The organism is Microbacterium xerophyticum (genome assembly GCF_053543555.1).
Map to the genome: position 1 here is coordinate 21474 of NZ_JBLVOB010000008.1, position 18245 is coordinate 39718.

The window sequence follows — 18245 nt, forward strand, 5'->3', positions numbered from 1 at the left end:
CCGAGCGGGGGCGCCGCGAGAGTGATGTTCTCCAGCACGGTCATGTGCGGGAACAGGTTGAAGTGCTGGAACACCATCCCGATGCGCTGACGCACCTCATCGAGCTTGACGCTCTTGTGCATGAGATCGACGCCGTCGATGATGACGTGACCGGAAGTGGGCTCCTCGAGCTTGTTCAGGCACCGCAGCAGGGTCGACTTGCCCGACCCCGACGGGCCGATGACCGCGACGACCTCGCCGTCATCCACGGAGAGGTCGATGCCGTTGAGCACCTCGTTGTCACCGAATGACTTGTGCAGATCCCTGACTTCGATCTTGCTCATGCGTTGTACTTCCTCTCCAGGCGATCAGCGAGCAGCGTCAGCAGGGTGATCACGACGAAGTAGATGACGGCGACGATGGTCAGCACCTGCGCCGACAGGTAAGTGGAGGCGATGATCTGCCGCGACTGGAAGGTCAGTTCCGCGAGACCGATCACGCTGAGCAGCGACGTGTCCTTCAGCGTGATGATCCCCTGGTTCACGAAGGAGGGGATCATGATGCGGAACGCCTGGGGCAGCACGACCTTCTGCATCGTCTTCCATTGGCCGAGGCCCAATGAACGCGATGCCTCGGTCTGCCCTGGATCGACGGCCTGGATGCCGCTGCGGATGATCTCCGTCATGTACGCACCGGTGTTCAGCGACAGCGTGATCGCACCGGCCACGAACGGGTTGAACGTCAGCCCAGGGAACAGCTGCGGGATGGCGAAGAACACGAAGAACGCCTGCACGAGGATAGGCGTGCCGCGGAACACGTACACGTACGCGGTGGCGAGCCAGCGATACAGGAAGAAGCCGGACAGCCTTCCGAAGCCGAAGACGAGGCCGAGGATGAACGCCGCCACGATCGCGATGATCGTCGCGAGGATCGTGAGCCACAGGCCCTCCATCAGCGCCGGCCAGTACTGGACAGCGACGGAGATGATGTCGGTGGGCTGCGTCGACTTCTCACCACCGCCGAGGTAGGTGTCGACGATCTTGTCGTACTCGCCCGATTCCTTGAGGTTGGCGAGGCCCGCGTTGATCATCTCCAGAAGCTCGGGATTCTGACCCTTGTTGACGGCGACACCGTACTCGCCGCCGAGCTCGGGCTCGCCGATCAGCCGGAAGCCGGACCCCTGCTGGATGCCGTAGGCGAGCACGGGGAAGTCCTCGAAGTAGCCGACCGCCTGCCCCGCCTTCACGGCATCGACCATGTCGGTGGTGTCCTGATACGGGGCCACGCGGAAGCCGTACTCGTCCTTGTTGTCGTCCGCGAACGTCTGGCCCTGCGTGCCTGTCTTGACCGCGACGGTCTTGCCGTCGAGATCGTCCAGTGACTGGATGTCGCTGGCTTCGAGCACACCGAGCTGGATGCCGCTGGTGAAGTACGGGTCGCTGAAGTCGAATGTCGCCTTGCGCTCGTCCGTGATCGACATGCCCGCCATGACGGCGTCGACCTGGTTCGACTGCAGCGCCTGCACTGCCGCGTCGAACCCGAGCTGACGGATCTCGACCTCGAAGCCCTGGTCCTCGGCGATCGCACGCAGCAGATCCATGTCGATGCCGACGAGGTCGCCGTCGGAGTCCGTGAACTCGAACGGCGCGAACGTCGTGTCGGTGCCGATGACATACTTCTCGGGGGCGTCAGCGGCAACGGCGGCCGGCGCGCCGCCGATCAGCACGCCCACGGCGACGAACGCGGTGAGAGCCATCGCCCCCGCCGTACGCGCGAGCGTGCGCAGTCGCGCGGCCGCTGGTGAAGGATTTCGGATCACGACGGATGCTCCTCGGATCGGATGATACGACCGGACAGCCGCGGTCATCCAGCCTAGCCTCAGACCTCGACGGGCCTGTCGCCGCGGCCGGGCAGCCCTGAGACGAGCTCTTCGAACACCTCGACCGCGTCATCGAGCCGGGCGAGAGGCGCGGCCTGCCCGAGCCACAGCGACTGCAGCTCACCGAGGTTCTGCTGCCCCGCCGCGGCACGGAACTTGCCCGTGAGCCAGTTCTGCATCGGGAACGGCGCGATCGTGCCGCTCGCCTCGATCGCCCTCACGGCGCGGTTGCGTGCACCACGGGCCAGACGGCCGCTCATCGCCCTGGTCAGCACGCTGGCGTCGGCGGCCGTCTCGCGGATGGCCGCCCGGTGCGCGTCGGTCGCGGCCGACTGCGTCGTGTGCAGGAACGCCGTGCCGACCTGCACCCCTTGCGCGCCGAGCGCGAATGCCGCGGCCACTCCACGCCGGTCCGCGATGGCGCCGGCAGCGATCACCGGCACGGACACGGCGTCCACCACCTGCGGCACGAGCGCGAAGGTGCCGACCAGCGACTCCTCGGCCGAGCGCAGGAACGAGACGCGATGCCCGGCCGCCTCGGAGCCCGAGGCGATGATCGCATCGACTCCACCGGCATCCAGCGCGATCGCCTCTGCGACCGTCGTCGCCGTGCCGACGACGCGGATGCCGCGGGTGTGCGCCTGTTCGACGATCTCGGCCGACGGCACTCCGAACACCACGCTCAGCACCGCGGGAGCGGCATCCCAGATCGCTCCGAGCTGCTCGTCGAGAGGCGGCAGATACGCCTCGGGGCGCGCGGGGACGTCAACGCCCACCGCCTCGTAGAACGGTTCGAGCGCCTGCGCGAACACCGTGTGCTGCGGGCCCGGTTCGATCTCGTCGCCGGTGGGCAACCAGATGTTGAGCGCGAACGGCTGATCCGTCGCCTCCCTCATCGCCGCCGCCGTGGATCGGATGCGGTCGCCGTCGTATCCGTAGAGCCCGTAGGCACCCAGACCGCCCGCGTCGCTCACCGCGGCGGCCAGCGCGACGGACGACAATCCACCGAACGGTCCCAGAAGGATCGGATGCCGTACGCCGAGGATCTCGCTCAGTTCGCTCATGCCTCCGAGGCTACGCCCGCTGCGGGTCACCGCGGGCTGAGGGCGATGCGCAGCGGAGCGTCGGGGGCGGACGCCGCGGCGAGCGCGGCATCCACGTCATCCAGCTGGTGCACGGCCCCGACCACGTCCGCGAACGGATAGGCGCGGCCGCGACCGGCGAGGAACCCGACGGCAGCAGCGAGCTCGGCGCCGGAGTAGTTGTGCACGCCGGTCACCGTCAGCAGCCGCCGCACGATGCTCTCCGCGTCGAGCGGCACCGGCTCCGCGGGGAAGACGCTGCCCACCAGCACCACCGTTCCACCGACGTCGGCGGCCGCGATCGCGTCGCCCACGGCATGACCGGATGCCTCGATCACGATGTCGGCCGGCTCACTCACCGCAGACGCCGCGGTCCCCCCGAACCTCTCCGCGAAAGTGCGCCTGGACACGGAGGGGTCGATGACCGTGACCTCCGCGCCCTCGTCGGCGGCGATCGCCACGGCCGAGAGTCCGACCAGGCCGGCTCCGTACACGAGCACCCGCCTGCCCTCGAGGCTGCGCCCCGCCGCACCTCGGGCGACCGCCGCCCACGCCGTGGCCGTGGCGCATGAGGCCGGCGCCAGCACCGCGGCCGGCAGAGCCTCCGGCACCCGCACGATGGTGGTGCCTGCACGCAGATGCACGTGGCTCGCGAATCCGCCGGTCAGCTCCCAGCGCGGACCGATCCGCTCGTGACCGTACTTCACCAGTGCGCGGCACTTCTGCGTCACGCCGGCCGCGCATCGATCGCACGTGCCGCACGACACCGTCACCGACCACACGACGCGGTCGCCGATGCGCAGCGGCGCACCGTCCGCGGCCGTCGTGCCGCCATCGCCGATCGCGATGACCCGTCCGACGCTCTCGTGCCCCAGCACGAGCGGAGTCGGTGCCGCACGGTGCCCCTGCACGGTGTGCACGTCCGAGCCGCAGATGGTCGAGAGCTCGATGGCGATCAGCACATCGCCGTGGCCGAGGCCCACCCCCGGCACCGCGACCGTCTCGTGCTCCTGACCGACACCGAGCCACACCTTCGCCGTCGCCGCAGGTCTGAGCGTCACGTCCTGGCGCTCATCGTGCGGCAGCAGAGTGCGCATGTCAGGAGCTCCGGGCCAGCGCAGTGCCGAGAAGAGCACGCTCTCGAAGGGCCGGCAGCAGTGCCGTGACATCGTCGAGCACCGCATCCGCTCCGGCGCTGTCCAGCGTCGCGCGATCGTGCGCACCGCTGAGCACGCCGGCGACGAAACCGGCGCCGGCACGCCTGCCCGACTGCACATCGCTGCTCGTGTCGCCGGCGACCGCTACGGCCGACACCGAAGACGCCCCTGCCCGCAGCAGCGCAGTGAGCACGAGATCGGGAGCGGGACGTCCGCGACCGGCGTCCACGGGAGACAGCGCGAGGTCGACGAGGTCGCGCCACCCGAGGCCGTCGAGCAGTGCATCCCTGGTGACGGGGGCGAAGCCCGTCGTGAGCGCGACCTTGAGCCCTGCGTCGCGCATCTGCGCGATCGCCTCTGCCGCACCGGCGATCTCCTGCACACCCTGCTCGGCGACGATCTCCGAGTACGCGCCCTCGAACGCCGCAGTGGCCGCGGCTGCCGCGGCGACGTCGCCGCCGGCGAGATGGGTGAAGACATCGATCTTCGACATGCCCATGGTGTCGCGAACGTACTGCAGGGCATCCGCCCACGGCATCCGTTCGGCGACACCCGTGCGCTCGGCGGCGCGCTGGAAGGCCTGCTCGACGACGCCGTCGTCTCGGACGGTCGTTCCTGCCATGTCGAGGACGACGAGTTCGATGGCGGTCATGGGGTTCCTCCCTGTGCGGGCTGCGGTGCCCGGTCGAATGCAATCTGAAGCGTGCGCTCGGCGAGCCCCAGCCCGGTCGTCATGCCGATCCCGGTGGTCGCGGCGATCACGTGCAGGCCGTGCTCCGGCTCCTCGATGAGGAAATCGGATGCCGCGGATGCATAGACGCCCTGCCAGCGCTCGAGCACCCGCATGCCGTCGGTCTCGAACAACGCCGAGGCCTCCTCGAGGAACGCCTCGAAGGCCCCCTCTGGCTGGAACGGGCCGGGCTGCACGGCTTTCACGTGCGAATCGCCCAGGATGAGCGACCCGTCGGGCAGCTGCGTGTACATCTGGTTGAGATCGAGGGCTGCGAGATCGGGGCGCTCGGCATGCAGCCGTTCGCGCAGCGCGTCCGTCTCGGAGAAGGCCGCGAATCGTCCGTAGCGCAACAGCGACCAGCCCGTCAGCAGCGGTGCGTCGAGCGTGCGAGGCAACGGTGCCGTCACCCGCATCATGTCGAGGGCGCAGCGCACGACGCCCGCGCTCTCCGCGAGGTCAGGCAGCAGCTGGTCGACGTCGTGCCCGGTGGCGACGACGACGAGACCGGCATCGATCGCGCCGCGCGTGGTCTGCACACGACCGGATGCCACGGTGGTCGCCGCGGTGCGGAAGCGGAACTCCACGCCCAGGGACGCGAGGTGACGGACGATCGCCCCGGCCGCTCCCCGCGGGTCGGTCTGCAGGTCGGTCGCCACGAAGGCGCCGCCGATCACGGCGTCACGGCGCAACGGCGCTCGACGCAGCAGTTCGTCGGTGTCCAGCATCCGGATGCCCGCGTCGTGTTCTCCGGCTGCTCGTTCCAACACGGCGAGCTCGTCCGCCTGACGGGCGGCGATCAGAGTGCCGGACTCCCGCAGCCAGAAGCCGGCGTCCGTCGCGAGGCGCAGCCAGATGTCGCGTGAGGCATCGGCGAACTCACGGGCGAGCCCCGTCTGCGCCCCGATGCAGATGTGCCCGAAGTTGCGGATCGTCGCGCCCACCGGAGCATCGGTGCGGTCGACGACGATGACGCGGAGCCCGCGGCGCGCGCCAGCGTATGCGGCGCCGAGCCCGATGATTCCGGACCCGACGACGACGAGGTCCGCCGTTTCGGAGGCCACAGGATGACTCGTCATGATGGCCTTTCCGAGTATGAGTATCGTCAACAACTGTGTCACCCGGCAGTGCTCGCACCCCGCCGTTCCCGGAAGTGTTTGCCTCTCGTTAACCGGCTCTTCGCCCGCATGAACGCGAGCGGAACGGGCCGGTGATCGGTCACGCGCGGCTCTGGCTATGATTCGGCTATGAGTATCGCGACCATCCAGCAGCAGCTGTCCACTCCGCCCGGTTTCGCCAAGGCCGTGAAGTCGACCAGCTCGACGCTGGTCGCCGGACTGATCAGCCTCGCCGCCGCTGTCTTCTGCCTCGGCATGAACACCTTCCAGCTCGGCTCTGCCAGCGACTGGAACTGGCGGCTGATCGAGCGCTACTTCCTCACCGCAGATGTGATCGAGTTCACCGGCAGCCGCTCGGGTCGTGCAGAGATCTGGCGCTTCCTCTACGTGTACGCGCCGATAGTGCTCATCCCGCTCGGCATCATCCTGCTCATCGTGCACTTCAGCACACGCAGTCGGAACGGCCGGACACTGTTCGAAGATTTCCAGTCCCGTGGCTGGGTCGGCCGCCAGCGCTACACGGGCATGAAGGCGCAGAACGGGCGCGCGCAGGTCGAGGTCGTCTTCATCTCGCACCCGAGCATCCCCGACGAGACGTTCGACGCCACCGTGCAGCAGTACTCGGCCTGGGTGGCGTCGCTCGACAAGAAGTCCCTGAAGAAGACGATCGCCGCTGTCACGAAGGCCGGCGCGCTGACCGGCCTCAGCGCGGCGGTGCTCTCTCCTGAGCTGCCCGCGGCGATCACGGTCGCCACGGTGCGGGGCTCGAGCGAGTTCGCTGCCGTCGTGCCCCCTGGCCCCGACGGCAAGGGCAAGTACCGCGTGCTCGAGATCAAGGAATGACGTCGCGGCTTCCGGCCGCGTGCATTCGTCCCTCCGACCGCGAGCACGACACGTTCTAACACCAGGTCGCGCTCGCGGTCGAGCGCTGGGGACGCTTTTTCAACCCTGGCGCTGGGGACGCCTATAACGGGTTGTGCCCAACCTATCGCCAGCCCCTGTTCACCAGAACAGCCATACGTCGAGGGAGCATTCGACTTTCGGCCAGAGTCTGGGTCGGCAGGGACGGCAGGCGTCAGTTGATCGGCAATGAGGCCGACACGCTCCACCGGCCGTCCACGACGCCGGCGCTGAACTGGCCACTCGCACCGAGCACCCGCTCCGCCATCCTGTTCACGCCGGTGCGGCTGGACGGGAGATCGCTGCGGGCCGTCTCGGGGAGCGGGCTGTGGATGCCCAAGGTCAGTAACTCATCATCGACGTCCAGACGGATGCTCACTTCTCCTGGCCCCGCATGCTTCAAGATGTTCGTCGCCGACTCGCGCATGATCCTGGCGAGGATGATCTCGCCCGCGCGATGGATGCGCTCGTCAAGCGGATCACCCTCTGAGCGCACCGGATGACCTGCCGCCTCGATCTCGCCGCGGGCCTCGTCGATCGCCGCAGCGAGGTCGCCCGAGTGCACCGCGGACGAGCGCGGGCCGTCATCAGCCAGATCGATGACGAACCGCAGGTCGATCATCGCGCTCTTCGCCGCGCCCCGGATCGCCTCCTGCGCGCCTCGGCTGCGCTCGACGTCATCCAGCATCTGCGCGTGCAGTGCGATGATCGTGAGGTGGTGCGCGATGCTGTCGTGCAGCTCACCGGCGATCCACCGCCGCTCGGCGAGGACCGCCTCACGCTCGTGTTCGACTCGCTCCGCGAGCTCCTGCTCCAGCCGACGGCCTTTGTCCAGCGCGACTCGGAGAGCAAAACCGATCGCTCCCGCCACCGTCGCGATGATCAAATAGGCGCCGACGTTGACGGGCGCATTCGTGTTGCCGTAGGCGACGATCGCGGTCGCCACCAGGAAAGCGCCGATGTAGGAGAGGATGAGCGCCGTTCGGCCCAACCGCATGACGAGCCCTACCGCGACCGCCGCGGCGAACATCGACGTGGATTCGGTGCCCGCGATGACCGACAGAGCGAACACTGCTCCGAGGGAGATCGTGGCCATCCAGGGTGACCACAGGTACAGCGCGAACACGACCGACGTCGCGATGCTGAGGAGAGATCGGAAGAGGCTCGGGCCGTACGCGAACACGATGCCTGAGACGTCGACAGCGATGACGCCGCCGATGACCACGAGTATTACAACACGCTCGAAGGTGCTCAGAGCCCCGGCTCGCGTCAGCCGGGGTAAGAGAGAGGCGTCCGGGAGCACCTGCCTGAAAGCCATAGTCTCAGTATCTCCCATCCGCTAAATGCGCTAGCCTTTGATACCGAAGGCTCGTGCCATCATTTCCCAAAAAGTCATAGTGTTCACCACCTAATTCGCGTCGAATGTCGAATGCGTAACCCCATCTTCTCGGTGAAACAGACTTCTCACATCTGACTTACAGACAGCCTTTGCTGGCCAAAGGTCTAGGCTCACAGTGGCGATCCTGTCGGCGGAATAGGCTTCCTCCTATGCCGGAAATCCGTGTTCTGATCGTCGATGACGATCCCCTGGTCCGCTCAGCGCTGTCGCACTTCGTGTCACGTGATCCGGAGATCCAGGTCATCGGCGAAGCCGCATCCGGTCTCGAGGCGATCATGTTCACGGAGCGGGACGTCGCGGACGTGATCATGATGGACGTTCAGATGCCGGAGATGAACGGGATCGAAGCAACCTCGGCGATCGCCGAGCGCTGGCCTGAGATTCGTATCCTGGCCGTGACCACGCTCGAAGGCAGCGACACCGTGTTGCCGATGCTCAGCGCCGGGGCCTCCGGGTACATGCTCAAGGACTCCAGCGCCGAGAGCATCGTCGCCGCCGTGCGAGAGGTCCATAAGGGTGCCAGCTCCCTGTCGCCCAGGATCGCCTCCATGCTCATCAAGCACGTTCGTGCGACCGAAGCCACAGGCCCCGACCGGACGGTCCCCCTCCTTCCTCTCACCGAGCGTGAGTCAGAGGTGTTGAGCCGTCTGGCGGAAGGCATGTCGAACGCCGAGATCGCGCGTGCCCTCATCGTCTCCGAGGGCACGGTGAAGGCGCATCTGGGCAGCATCATGTCCAAATGGCATGTCCGCGATCGAGTGCAGATCATCGTCACGGCCGCACGTGCCGGGCTGGTGGAGTTCCGCTGAGGCCCTGCGTGCGCGTCTACGATCGAAGAATGCCCGTCACGCCGCACGCCCTCTCACATGCCGACGACCTCGCCGACTTCGTCGCCGCTTCCCCTTCGAGCTATCACGCCGCCGAGGAAGTGGCCGGGCGCCTCGAGTCGCTCGGGTTCGTCCGCCTGAGCGAGGAGGACGCGTGGCCCGCCCAGGCCGGGGGCCGCTTCGTCGTGGTGCGCGACGGCGCCGCGATCGCGTGGGCCGTGCCAGCGGATGCCGCACCCACGACACCGGCGCAGATCTTCGGAGCGCATACGGACTCCCCCGGATTCAAGCTCAAGCCGCAGCCGACCACCGGCTCGCGGGGATGGTTGCAGGCCGGCGTCGAGGTCTACGGCGGACCGCTGCTGAACTCCTGGCTCGATCGTGAGCTCCGCCTCGCCGGACGCCTCGCCCTCGCCGACGGCCGTGTCGTGCTCGCCGACACCGGACCGCTGCTGCGACCGCCGCAGCTCGCCGTGCATCTCGATCGCGGAGTCAACAACGGACTGGCGTTGGACAAGCAGAGCGAGACGCAGCCCGTCTGGGGCCTGGGCGATCCGAGCGAGGAAGACCTGCTGGGCGAGCTGGCGGCGTCGGCCGGAGTGAACGCCGCCGATGTCCGCGGTTTCGACGCCGTCGTGGCGGACTCCGCGCGCGGCGCGGTCTTCGGCAAGGACGACGCGTTCTTCGCGAGCGGACGCCTGGACGACCTGGCATCGGTGCACGCCGGCGTCGTCGCCCTCTCGGCACTCGCTGCTGAGGGCGCATCCGGGCAACGCGGCATCGCCGTTCTCGCCGCTTTCGATCATGAAGAGCTCGGCTCAGAATCGCGCTCGGGCGCCGCCGGCCCCTTCCTGGAAGATGTCCTGGCGCGCGTGTACACCGGGCTCGGCGCCGACGACACCGACCAGCGCCGCGCGTTCGCGGCATCCTGGCACCTCTCCAGCGACGTCGGGCACTCGGTGCATCCGAACTACGCGCACAAGCACGATCCGGTGGTGCAGCCGCTGCTCGGGTCGGGGCCGATCCTGAAGATCAACGCCAACCAGCGCTACGCGACCGACGCCATCGGCACCGCCGCCTGGGCCCGCTGGTGCGAGAGCGCCGGCATCGCATCGCAGGAGTTCGTCTCCAACAATGCGGTGCCGTGCGGCTCGACGATCGGTCCGATCACGGCCACCCGCCTCGGCATCCGCACTGTCGACGTCGGCATCCCGATCCTCTCGATGCACTCCGCGCGCGAGCTCGCCGGCGTGTCGGATCTGCATGCGCTCGCGCAGGTCGCGAAGGCGTTCTTCGCCGCCTGACCCCGCACGTATCGGCGCAGTGCCAATATGGGGGCATGTCAGAGAAGATTGCAGCGGCGCCGGCGCTGATCGAGCGGGCCGGCATCGAGATCATCCCCGAGTCGGAGCGCACCGCGAAGCCGCGTGACCTGTTCTGGCCCTGGTTCGCGGCGAACGTCTCGGTGTTCGGCATGTCGTACGGATCGTTCGTGCTCGGCTTCGGCATCTCGTTCTGGCAGGCGACGATCGTCTCGATCATCGGCATCGTCGTGTCGTTCCTGCTCTGCGGCCTCATCGCGATCGCCGGAAAGCGCGGCTCCGCACCGACCATGGTGCTCTCCCGTGCCGCGTTCGGCGTGCAGGGGCAGAAGGTGCCCGGAATCATCTCGTGGCTGACCTCGATCGGCTGGGAGACGTTCCTCGCGATCCTGGCCGTGCTCGCCACCGCGACCGTCATCACGCAGCTCGGCGGCGACGGCGAGAGCATCGCGCTGCGGATCATCGCGACCGTGATCGTCGCCGCGCTCATCGTCGTGGCATCCATTCTCGGCTATCACACGATCATGAAGCTGCAGTCGGTGCTCACGTGGATCACCGGCATCGTGACGGTCCTCTACGTGATCCTCGCGTTCTCGCACATCGACTTCGGCGCCGTGCTGTCGCGCCCCGACGGCACAATCGGCCAGCTCATCGGCGCCCTCGTCATGGTGATGACCGGGTTCGGTCTCGGCTGGATCAACATCGCCGCGGACTGGTCGCGCTACCAGAAGCGCACCACCTCCGACGGTGCGATCGTGTTCTGGAACACCGTCGGCGGATCGGTCGCACCGGTCATCCTCGTGGTGTTCGGTCTGCTGCTCGGCGCGTCGGATGAGGACCTGCTGAACGCGATCGCCGCCGATCCGGTCGGAGCCCTCGCGACGATCCTGCCGATCTGGGTGCTCGTGCCGTTCCTGCTCACTGCGGTGCTCGCGCTCGTCTCGGGCGCCGTGCTCGGCATCTACTCGTCCGGGCTCACGCTGCTGAGCCTCGGCATCCGCATCCCCCGCCCTTCGGCAGCGGCGATCGACGGCGTCATCCTCACGATCGGCACGATCTTCGTCGTGTTCTTCGCGACCGACTTCCTCGGTCCGTTCCAGAGCTTCCTCATCACGCTCGGTGTGCCGCTGGCGTCATGGGCCGGCATCCTCATCGCCGACATCCTGCGACGCAAGAAGGACTACGACGACGAGGCGCTGTTCGATTCGAACGGCCGCTACGGCGCGTGGGACTGGACCTCGATCATCACCATGGTCATCACGAGCGTGATCGGCTGGGGACTGGTGGTCAACAACTTCGCTGAAGCCGCACCGTGGAACAACTGGCAGGGCTACCTCCTGTTCCTCGTCGGCGGCGCTGACGGCGACTTCGCCTACGCCAACCTCGGCGTGTTCTTCGCCCTGGTGATCTCGTTCCTGGTCACCTACTTCGCGCGGGCGGGGAAGATCCGTCGGCAGGAGCAGGCGTGAGCCTCTCCGCAGACTCACCGAGCGGCACCTGGCTCGTCGTCATCGACCCGCAGAACATCTTCGCGTCGCCCGACTCCGCCTGGGGGTCGCCGTTCTTCGCGGAGACGATGCCGCGCATCCGTGCGCTGGCGGATGCTTTCGGCGAGCGCGTGCTCGTCACCAGGTGGATGCCGTCCGCTGACCGCTCGACGTCATGGGGCGAGTACTTCGCGGCGTGGCCGTTCGCCGACCGGCCGCCGACCGATCCGCTGTTCGACCTCGTTCTGGATGCAGCCGGTCTCTCGATCCGGCCCACCCTCGACCTGCCGACCTTCGGAAAATGGGGAGCGGATATCGAGCAGATCGTCGGGCGCGGTGCATCCGTCGTGCTCGCCGGCGTCTCGACCGACTGCTGCGTGATCTCGACGGCGCTGGCCGCCGCTGACTCCGGCGCGCGCGTCACGGTCGCCGCCGATGCCTGCGCCGGTTCGACGGCCGAGAATCACGCCGCGGCGCTCACTGTGATGGGGCTGTATCCGCCTCAGATCACGATCAGCGATTCGGCCACGGTGCTCGCGGATCTCTGACACGACACACACATGTCAGCCCAGATCACACCCGTCGGTCGAAACACGCGGTTCGGGACCGACATCTGTGTTCTCGACTGACGAGTGTGCGCGATGATCGGTCACGCGGCGCGGACGGCCGCGACGATGTCAGCCGGCGAACCGTGCCAGGGCGCACCATGGCCGGGCAGCACCCAGGATGCCGAGACCTCGGCGAGCCGGTCGAGGGATGCCGACGCCTCCGCGGGTTCGTCGGTGAACGGCGCGGGCTGAGGATGCTGAGACCCGGTGAGCACATGCCGGGTGGTGAGCGCGTCGCCGACGAACACGGCATCCACCAACGGAACGTGCACCGCGATGCTGCCGGGTGAGTGCCCCGGCATCCCGATGATCACGGGCGCTCCAGGCAGGTCGAGCACGTCGGCGTCGGATACCTCCGACACGTCCTTCACGTAGATCGGCCGCAACGCGCTCTTGCGGATGCCGTAGGCGAAGAACCCCAGCATCGGTCCGAGTTTCGACGGCCCCAACGGCGTCTTCGGCTTATCCCCCGTCCGTGTGCGCTCGGCATCGGCCGCGTGCACGAAGACGGGAACGCCGTGCTCGGCGCGCAACCGTTCGGCGAAGCCGATGTGATCGCTGTCACCGTGCGTGAGGATCAGTCCCCTGATGTCGGAGAGCGGCCGGCCGAGGCTCGCCATCTCGTCCTGCAGATCGCGCCAGTGACCAGGCATCCCCGCGTCGATCAGCGTGACGCCCTGCGGGGCGTCAATCAGGTACGAGGCCACGATGTCGTTGCCCAGGCGATGCAGGTGCGGTGCCAGCTTCATGATGTGTCCTACCGATCCGTGTGGATGATCTTGCGATGGCTACACTACATAGCTATCATGGCTAATGTCAATAGCCTCAGATGCACGACCGGAGACCCGCCATGCCGACGCCAGAACGCACTTCGACCGCCGCGATCATCGCTGCGGGACGCGAGATCCTCGAGTCCGCAGGCCTGTCCGGACTCACGATGCAGGCCGTCGCGGAGCGCGTCGGCGTGCGGGCGCCCTCGCTGTACAAGCGGGTGAGGGACAGGGAAGCACTGATCGCCGCCGTCACCGCATCCGTGATCGACGATCTTTCGATCGAACTCGAACGGGTCGAGCGCAGCGCACCCGGCGCGAACGGGACAGGGCCCGACGTGACACCCGAGCTGCTGACGGGGCTGGCCACGACCTACCGCGCCTTCGCACACGCGCATCCGGAGGGATTCCGACTGATGTTCACCGCATCCGCTCCGCTGGTGTCGCTCGATCGCGCTGCCGGACCGGTGCTGCGCGCGAGCGCCGCGCTCGTCGGCGACCACGACGCCCTCGATGCCGCGCGCCTGTTCACGGCATGGCTGACCGGATTCCTGCAGATCGAGCTCGCGGGCGCGTTCAGGCTCGGCGGCGACGTCGATCAGGCGTTCGACTACGGCCTGCGTCACCTGCTGGCAGGCGTCGACGGCTGAGCATCGCGGTTCGGATCCGCTGTTCGGGTCGCAGTTTCTGCCACACTGATCCGTGGAGGGGATCCCCATGACCACGACCGCGCCTGCGAACGACGCGCACGAAGACCGCACCCACGACGGCGACGACCGCCCGAAGAGGGTGCATGGCCGCTGGTTCAAGACCCGGGTGGTGCTCGGCATCATCATCGCCGTCGCACTCGTGGTCGCGATCATCGGAGCGATCACCCCGTGGCCGTCCGCCATGGTGATCAGGGCCGTCTTCACTCAGGGCGGAGACGCCACCGCCGCCGAGATGGACACGCACGTCCCCGACACGAAGCTCACCGAGACGCTCGATGTCGCCTACAGCGACGACGGCGTCGACACGACGATGGACGTCTTCACCCCGGCATCCGCTACCGGCCCGCTGCCCACGATCGTGTGGATCCACGGCGGAGCCTGGATCTCGGGATCGAAGGAGAATGTCGACCCGTACATGCGCATCCTCGCCGCAGAGGGGTACACGACCATCGCCGTGAACTACACGCTCGGGCCGGAGGGCTTCTACCCGAAGGCCGTGCATCAGATCAACGATGCCCTCGGATACATCGACGAGCACGCCGCGGACCTGGGCGTCGACCCCACCCAGATCGTGCTCGCGGGAGACTCGGCCGGAGGGCAGCTGGCCAGCCAGATGGCGACGCTCACCACGAACCCCGACTACGCCGAGATCATGGACATCACCCCGAAGATGTCGGCCGACCAGGTCGTCGCCACCGTACTGAACTGCGGCGTCTACGACCTCGCCGCGCTCGCTCAGCTCGACGGCATCGTCGGCTGGGGCTTCAAGTCGTCGATGTGGGCCTATGCCGGGACGAAGACCTGGGCCGAGGACTCCTCGGGCGCGACGATGTCGACCGTGAACTGGGTGACCGAGGACTTCCCCACCACCTACATCTCCGGCGGCAACGGCGACGGTCTCACCTGGCTGCAGTCGATACCGATGGCCGACCGGCTGAACGAGCTCGGTGTCGACGTGACGACGCTGTTCTGGCCTGCGCCGCACGAGCCGCAGCTTCCGCACGAGTATCAGTTCCACCTCGACATGCCCGATGCGCAGACCGCCCTGCAGAAGACGATCGACTTCCTGGACGCGCACACCACGCAGCCGTGAGTCCGACCATGCCGATGCGCACCCGGCACTGACGCCTGACCGATCGTTCGGGATATCCTCGGGGATCATGGGCACAGACTCGACCGACTCCGCAGGCAACACCGATCCCCGCGGGAACGAGCGGCCCCTGGAGGACACGATCGTCACCGATCTGACGGGACGGATGACCTACGGGTCGTACCTCGGACTGGACGAGCTGCTGAACGCGCAGCATCCGGTCAGCACTCCCGAGCATCACGACGAACTGCTGTTCATCATCCAGCATCAGACCACCGAACTCTGGCTGAAGCAGCTGCTGCACGAGCTGAGTTCGGCGCGCACACTGCTCGCGAGCGACGATCTGCGCGAGGCGCTGAAACGGGTCGCGCGCGTCAAGCGCATCCAGGACGTCATGACCCAGCAGTGGTCGGTGCTGGCGACGCTCACGCCGACCGAGTACGCGCAGTTCCGCGGGGCACTGGGCAACTCGTCCGGCTTCCAGTCCGTGCAGTACCGGGCGGTGGAGTTCGCGCTGGGCAACAAGAACGAGCGGATGCTGCAGGTCTTCCGGGACCATCCGGCCAATCTCGCCCTGCTGATGACCGAGTTCGAGCGACCGACGCTGTACGACGAGTTCCTGCGCTTCGCGGCCCGGCGCGGGTTGCCGATCCCGACCGAGATCCTCGAGCGCGACGTGCGCGAGCCGTACCGCCCGCACCCCTCGCTGGTACCCGCCATCCGCGAGATCTACGAGAACCCGCGCACCCACTGGGATCTCTATGAGGCGTGCGAAGACCTGGTCGACCTCGAGGACAACTTCCAGTTCTGGCGCTTCCGGCACCTGAAGACCGTCACGCGCACGATCGGGATGAAACCCGGCACCGGCGGCTCGAGCGGCGTGGGGTTCCTGCAGCGCGCACTGGAGCTGACCTTCTTCCCCGAGCTCTACACGGTGCGCACCGAGATCGGGGCGTGATGCGGGCCGCGGTCACGTACCTCGACGCCCGCGGACGCACCTGGCTGGAGGGCGTGGCGAGCGTCGTCGACGGGCGCGTTCAGCTCGCGCCCGATCAGCCGGATGACGGGATGCCGCGGATGGACGGCGTCGTCACCGGCGCATTCACAGACTCGCACGTGCACCTGCAGCTGATCGACGTAGGCGCACTGGCGGAGTCGACACTCGGGCGGGTCTTCGACCTCGGCGGCGATCCGGCCGTGCTCGCCAGGCTACGAGTCGCGCATGCGAGCCCGCACAACTCCGGAGTGTTGACGCGAACACGCCCTGCCGAAGCCGAATCCGCCCCGAGCGGCGAATATCCTCCGGAGTCATGCGGCGACAACGGCCTGGAGATCGGATTCGCCGGCGCCTTTCTCACCCCGCCGGGCGGATATCCGTCCGATCGCGCCTGGGCTCCGGAGGGATCGGTGCGCGAGATCGCGGACGCGGATGCCGCAGCTCGAGCTATCATCGAGATGAAAGCGGCCGGGGCGACATGCATCAAGGTCGCGAGCAACTCCGCAGCGGGACCCGTGTTCTCCGACGGGATGTTCAGCACGATCGTCGAGATCGCTTCGCGCCACAGCCTGTCGGTGATCGCGCACGCCGAAGGGCCGGGTGAAGCGCAACGCGCCACGCGTCTACGGGCTCGGATGCTCGCCCACGCGCCGTTCACGGAACGCCTCTCCGACGGCGAGCTGTACGCCATGCACGGCAGCGTCTCCTGGAGCTCCACTCTCGCGGTTCACGGCGGCGAGGCCTACAACATCGCGGTCGACAACGTGCGCCGCTTTCACGCCCTCGGCGGAAACGTCGTCTATGGCACGGACATGGGCAACGGCCCTACGCCCGCCGGACTGAATCAGCAGGAGATCGCCGCGCTCAGGGAGGCCGGCATCGACGGTGCCGAACTGCTGCGATCGCTCGTGCCCGTCGACCCCGTCAACCCGGCATCGCGCGTGCTCTTCTACCCGGAGGCCACGCCCGACACCGCAGATCCTCTCCTCGCGCGCCCGCTCACCCCCGAAGATCTGGAGGCCTGACATGACCGATCTGCTCGCCGAAGCCCGAAGCCTCGACGCTCGCGACCCGCTCGCCACACATCTGGATGCCTTCGTCGAGGCACCGGGCGTCAGTGCCTACCTCGACGGCAATTCTCTCGGCCGGCCGCTGCGATCGCTGCCCGAGCGACTGGCCGCATTCGTGCGCGAGGACTGGGGCACGCGCCTCATCCGCTCGTGGGACGAGCAGTGGATGGACCTGCCGACCGAGCTCGGCGACCGCATCGGCCGGATCACGATCGGTGCCGCGCCCGGCCAGACGGTCGTCGCCGACTCGACGACCGTGCTGCTCTACAAGCTCATGCGGGCCGCCGTGGCGGCTCTTCCAAACCGTCCGGAAATCCTCATCGAGGAGGGGAACTTCCCCACCGACCGGTTCGTGGCAGAGGGCATCGCCGCCGAGCGCGGGATGACGGTGCGCTGGCTCACCGCAGACCCTGTCCACGGCGTGCAGGCCGAGGACGTCGCAGCAGCGGTGTCGGAGCAGACCGCGCTCGTCGTGCTCAGCCACGTCGACTACCGCTCGGGCGCACTGGCCGACATGAGGGCGATCACGGACGCCGCGCATGAGGCGGGCGCGCTGATGCTGTGGGACCTGTGCCACTCGGCCGGAGTGATCCCGATCGAGCTCGATGCCTGCGACGTCGACCTCGCGGTCGGCTGCACGTACAAGTACCTCAACGGCGGGCCGGGCTCCCCCGCCTTCGCGTACGTGAACACGCGCCATCACGGCACGGTGCGCCAGCCCATCCAGGGCTGGATGGGCGCGGGCGACGTGTTCGCGATGGCGTCCGCATATGCACCGTCAGACGGCATCCGGCAGTTCATCAGCGGTACGCCGCCGGTGCTCGGGATGCTGGCGATGCAGGGCATGCTCGACCTGATCGAAGCCGCGACGATCGACGCCGTCCGCGAGAAGTCGAAGACCCTCACCGACTTCGCCGTGCGGGCGTTCGATGAACTGCTCGTGCCGCTCGGGGTGCGCCTGCTGAGCCCGCGCGACGCCGATGGGCGCGGCGGCCACGTGACGATCGGGCATCCGGACTTCGCCAGGGTGACCGCGACGCTGTGGGCCGACGGCGTGATCCCCGACTTCCGTTTTCCCGACGGCATCCGCCTCGGCCTGTCGCCGCTGAGCACCTCGCAT

General features: G+C 67.8%; 18 protein-coding genes. 10 read left to right on the plus strand and 8 right to left on the minus strand.

Annotated elements, in window-relative coordinates:
- From ACNPNP_RS17330 to ACNPNP_RS17355, 6 genes are all read right to left on the minus strand, one after another.
- Positions 1–323, minus strand: a 323-nt coding sequence (locus ACNPNP_RS17330) for an ATP-binding cassette domain-containing protein (protein WP_448967300.1), incomplete at its 3' end; no start/stop codon positions are given.
- Complete coding sequence (locus tag ACNPNP_RS17335; RefSeq protein WP_448967301.1) at positions 320–1798, minus strand: amino acid ABC transporter substrate-binding protein/permease; 1479 nt, start codon at positions 1796–1798, stop codon at positions 320–322. The genes ACNPNP_RS17330 and ACNPNP_RS17335, both read right to left, overlap by 4 nt.
- Before the next feature lie 59 nt (positions 1799–1857).
- Positions 1858–2922: an NAD(P)H-dependent flavin oxidoreductase gene (locus tag ACNPNP_RS17340; protein ID WP_448967302.1), complete on the minus strand. Its 1065-nt coding sequence runs from the start codon at positions 2920–2922 to the stop codon at positions 1858–1860.
- A gap of 26 nt (positions 2923–2948) precedes the next feature.
- Positions 2949–4037, minus strand: coding sequence for an alcohol dehydrogenase catalytic domain-containing protein (locus tag ACNPNP_RS17345; protein WP_448967303.1), 1089 nt, complete (start codon positions 4035–4037; stop codon positions 2949–2951).
- 1 nt (position 4038) lies between these two features.
- Positions 4039–4749, minus strand: coding sequence for a phosphonatase-like hydrolase (locus tag ACNPNP_RS17350; protein ID WP_448967304.1), 711 nt, complete (start codon positions 4747–4749; stop codon positions 4039–4041).
- Entirely contained in the window at positions 4746–5891 is a 1146-nt protein-coding gene (locus ACNPNP_RS17355) for a TIGR03364 family FAD-dependent oxidoreductase (RefSeq protein WP_448967305.1), read from the minus strand. Before ACNPNP_RS17355 ends, ACNPNP_RS17350 begins: the two co-directional genes overlap by 4 nt.
- Positions 5892–6074: 183 nt before the next feature.
- Here ACNPNP_RS17355 and ACNPNP_RS17360 point away from each other — a divergent pair, with 183 nt between their 5' ends.
- Positions 6075–6788, plus strand: a complete 714-nt coding sequence (locus ACNPNP_RS17360; protein ID WP_448967306.1) for a hypothetical protein — start codon at positions 6075–6077, stop codon at positions 6786–6788.
- Positions 6789–7020: 232 nt separating this feature from the next.
- Here ACNPNP_RS17360 and ACNPNP_RS17365 read toward each other — a convergent pair whose 3' ends face one another.
- On the minus strand, positions 7021–8163 hold the full coding sequence (locus ACNPNP_RS17365; protein ID WP_448967307.1) for a sensor histidine kinase: 1143 nt from the start codon (positions 8161–8163) through the stop codon (positions 7021–7023).
- Between the two features lie 230 nt (positions 8164–8393).
- Here ACNPNP_RS17365 and ACNPNP_RS17370 point away from each other — a divergent pair, with 230 nt between their 5' ends.
- Genes ACNPNP_RS17370 through ACNPNP_RS17385 form a run of 4 tightly spaced genes read left to right on the plus strand, consistent with a single transcriptional unit; the run spans position 8394 to position 12428 of the window.
- Complete coding sequence (locus ACNPNP_RS17370) at positions 8394–9053, plus strand: response regulator (RefSeq protein ID WP_448967308.1); 660 nt, start codon at positions 8394–8396, stop codon at positions 9051–9053.
- Between the two features lie 29 nt (positions 9054–9082).
- Positions 9083–10375, plus strand: coding sequence for a M18 family aminopeptidase (locus tag ACNPNP_RS17375; protein WP_448967309.1), 1293 nt, complete (start codon positions 9083–9085; stop codon positions 10373–10375).
- 35 nt (positions 10376–10410) lie between these two features.
- On the plus strand, positions 10411–11862 hold the full coding sequence (locus tag ACNPNP_RS17380) for a purine-cytosine permease family protein (RefSeq protein ID WP_448967310.1): 1452 nt from the start codon (positions 10411–10413) through the stop codon (positions 11860–11862).
- The gene (locus ACNPNP_RS17385; protein WP_448967311.1) at positions 11859–12428 is read left to right on the plus strand and encodes a cysteine hydrolase family protein; all 570 of its coding nucleotides are present in this window, start codon (positions 11859–11861) and stop codon (positions 12426–12428) included. The genes ACNPNP_RS17380 and ACNPNP_RS17385 overlap by 4 nt, the downstream gene beginning before the upstream one ends.
- A gap of 101 nt (positions 12429–12529) precedes the next feature.
- Here the strand turns inward: ACNPNP_RS17385 and ACNPNP_RS17390 are convergent, their stop codons facing one another.
- Positions 12530–13237 (minus strand): MBL fold metallo-hydrolase, encoded by a 708-nt coding sequence (locus tag ACNPNP_RS17390; RefSeq protein WP_448967312.1) that lies wholly within the window; start codon positions 13235–13237, stop codon positions 12530–12532.
- Between the two features lie 101 nt (positions 13238–13338).
- Between ACNPNP_RS17390 and ACNPNP_RS17395 the strand changes: the two genes are divergently transcribed.
- The 5 genes from ACNPNP_RS17395 to ACNPNP_RS17415 form a co-directional block, all read left to right on the plus strand.
- Positions 13339–13908 carry a TetR/AcrR family transcriptional regulator gene (locus tag ACNPNP_RS17395; RefSeq protein ID WP_448967313.1) on the plus strand — a complete coding sequence of 190 codons (570 nt, stop codon included), beginning with the start codon at positions 13339–13341 and terminating at the stop codon, positions 13906–13908.
- Positions 13909–13975: 67 nt separating this feature from the next.
- A complete protein-coding gene (locus tag ACNPNP_RS17400) occupies positions 13976–15061 on the plus strand; it encodes an alpha/beta hydrolase (RefSeq protein WP_448967314.1) in 1086 nt (361 codons plus the stop codon).
- Between the two features lie 67 nt (positions 15062–15128).
- The gene (locus tag ACNPNP_RS17405) at positions 15129–16016 is read left to right on the plus strand and encodes a tryptophan 2,3-dioxygenase (RefSeq protein ID WP_448967315.1); all 888 of its coding nucleotides are present in this window, start codon (positions 15129–15131) and stop codon (positions 16014–16016) included.
- Positions 16016–17080 carry a hypothetical protein gene (locus ACNPNP_RS17410; RefSeq protein WP_448967398.1) on the plus strand — a complete coding sequence of 355 codons (1065 nt, stop codon included), beginning with the start codon at positions 16016–16018 and terminating at the stop codon, positions 17078–17080. The genes ACNPNP_RS17405 and ACNPNP_RS17410 overlap by 1 nt, the downstream gene beginning before the upstream one ends.
- Before the next feature lies 1 nt (position 17081).
- Positions 17082–18245, plus strand: a 1164-nt coding sequence (locus ACNPNP_RS17415) for a kynureninase (RefSeq protein ID WP_448967316.1), incomplete at its 3' end; no start/stop codon positions are given.

What these genes read in the sequence shown, in the direction of transcription:
- ACNPNP_RS17390 (WP_448967312.1), bottom strand. Translation starts at nt 13,237, where the DNA reads ATGAAGCTGGCACCGCACCTGCATCGCCTGGGCAACGACATCGTGGCC.
- ACNPNP_RS17410 (WP_448967398.1), top strand. Translation starts at nt 16,016, where the DNA reads ATGCGGGCCGCGGTCACGTACCTCGACGCCCGCGGACGCACCTGGCTG.
- ACNPNP_RS17360 (WP_448967306.1), top strand. Translation starts at nt 6,075, where the DNA reads ATGAGTATCGCGACCATCCAGCAGCAGCTGTCCACTCCGCCCGGTTTC.
- ACNPNP_RS17370 (WP_448967308.1), top strand. Translation starts at nt 8,394, where the DNA reads ATGCCGGAAATCCGTGTTCTGATCGTCGATGACGATCCCCTGGTCCGC.
- ACNPNP_RS17365 (WP_448967307.1), bottom strand. Translation starts at nt 8,163, where the DNA reads ATGGCTTTCAGGCAGGTGCTCCCGGACGCCTCTCTCTTACCCCGGCTG.
- ACNPNP_RS17375 (WP_448967309.1), top strand. Translation starts at nt 9,083, where the DNA reads ATGCCCGTCACGCCGCACGCCCTCTCACATGCCGACGACCTCGCCGAC.
- ACNPNP_RS17405 (WP_448967315.1), top strand. Translation starts at nt 15,129, where the DNA reads ATGGGCACAGACTCGACCGACTCCGCAGGCAACACCGATCCCCGCGGG.
- ACNPNP_RS17380 (WP_448967310.1), top strand. Translation starts at nt 10,411, where the DNA reads ATGTCAGAGAAGATTGCAGCGGCGCCGGCGCTGATCGAGCGGGCCGGC.
- ACNPNP_RS17340 (WP_448967302.1), bottom strand. Translation starts at nt 2,922, where the DNA reads ATGAGCGAACTGAGCGAGATCCTCGGCGTACGGCATCCGATCCTTCTG.
- ACNPNP_RS17400 (WP_448967314.1), top strand. Translation starts at nt 13,976, where the DNA reads ATGACCACGACCGCGCCTGCGAACGACGCGCACGAAGACCGCACCCAC.
- ACNPNP_RS17350 (WP_448967304.1), bottom strand. Translation starts at nt 4,749, where the DNA reads ATGACCGCCATCGAACTCGTCGTCCTCGACATGGCAGGAACGACCGTC.
- ACNPNP_RS17345 (WP_448967303.1), bottom strand. Translation starts at nt 4,037, where the DNA reads ATGCGCACTCTGCTGCCGCACGATGAGCGCCAGGACGTGACGCTCAGA.
- ACNPNP_RS17395 (WP_448967313.1), top strand. Translation starts at nt 13,339, where the DNA reads ATGCCGACGCCAGAACGCACTTCGACCGCCGCGATCATCGCTGCGGGA.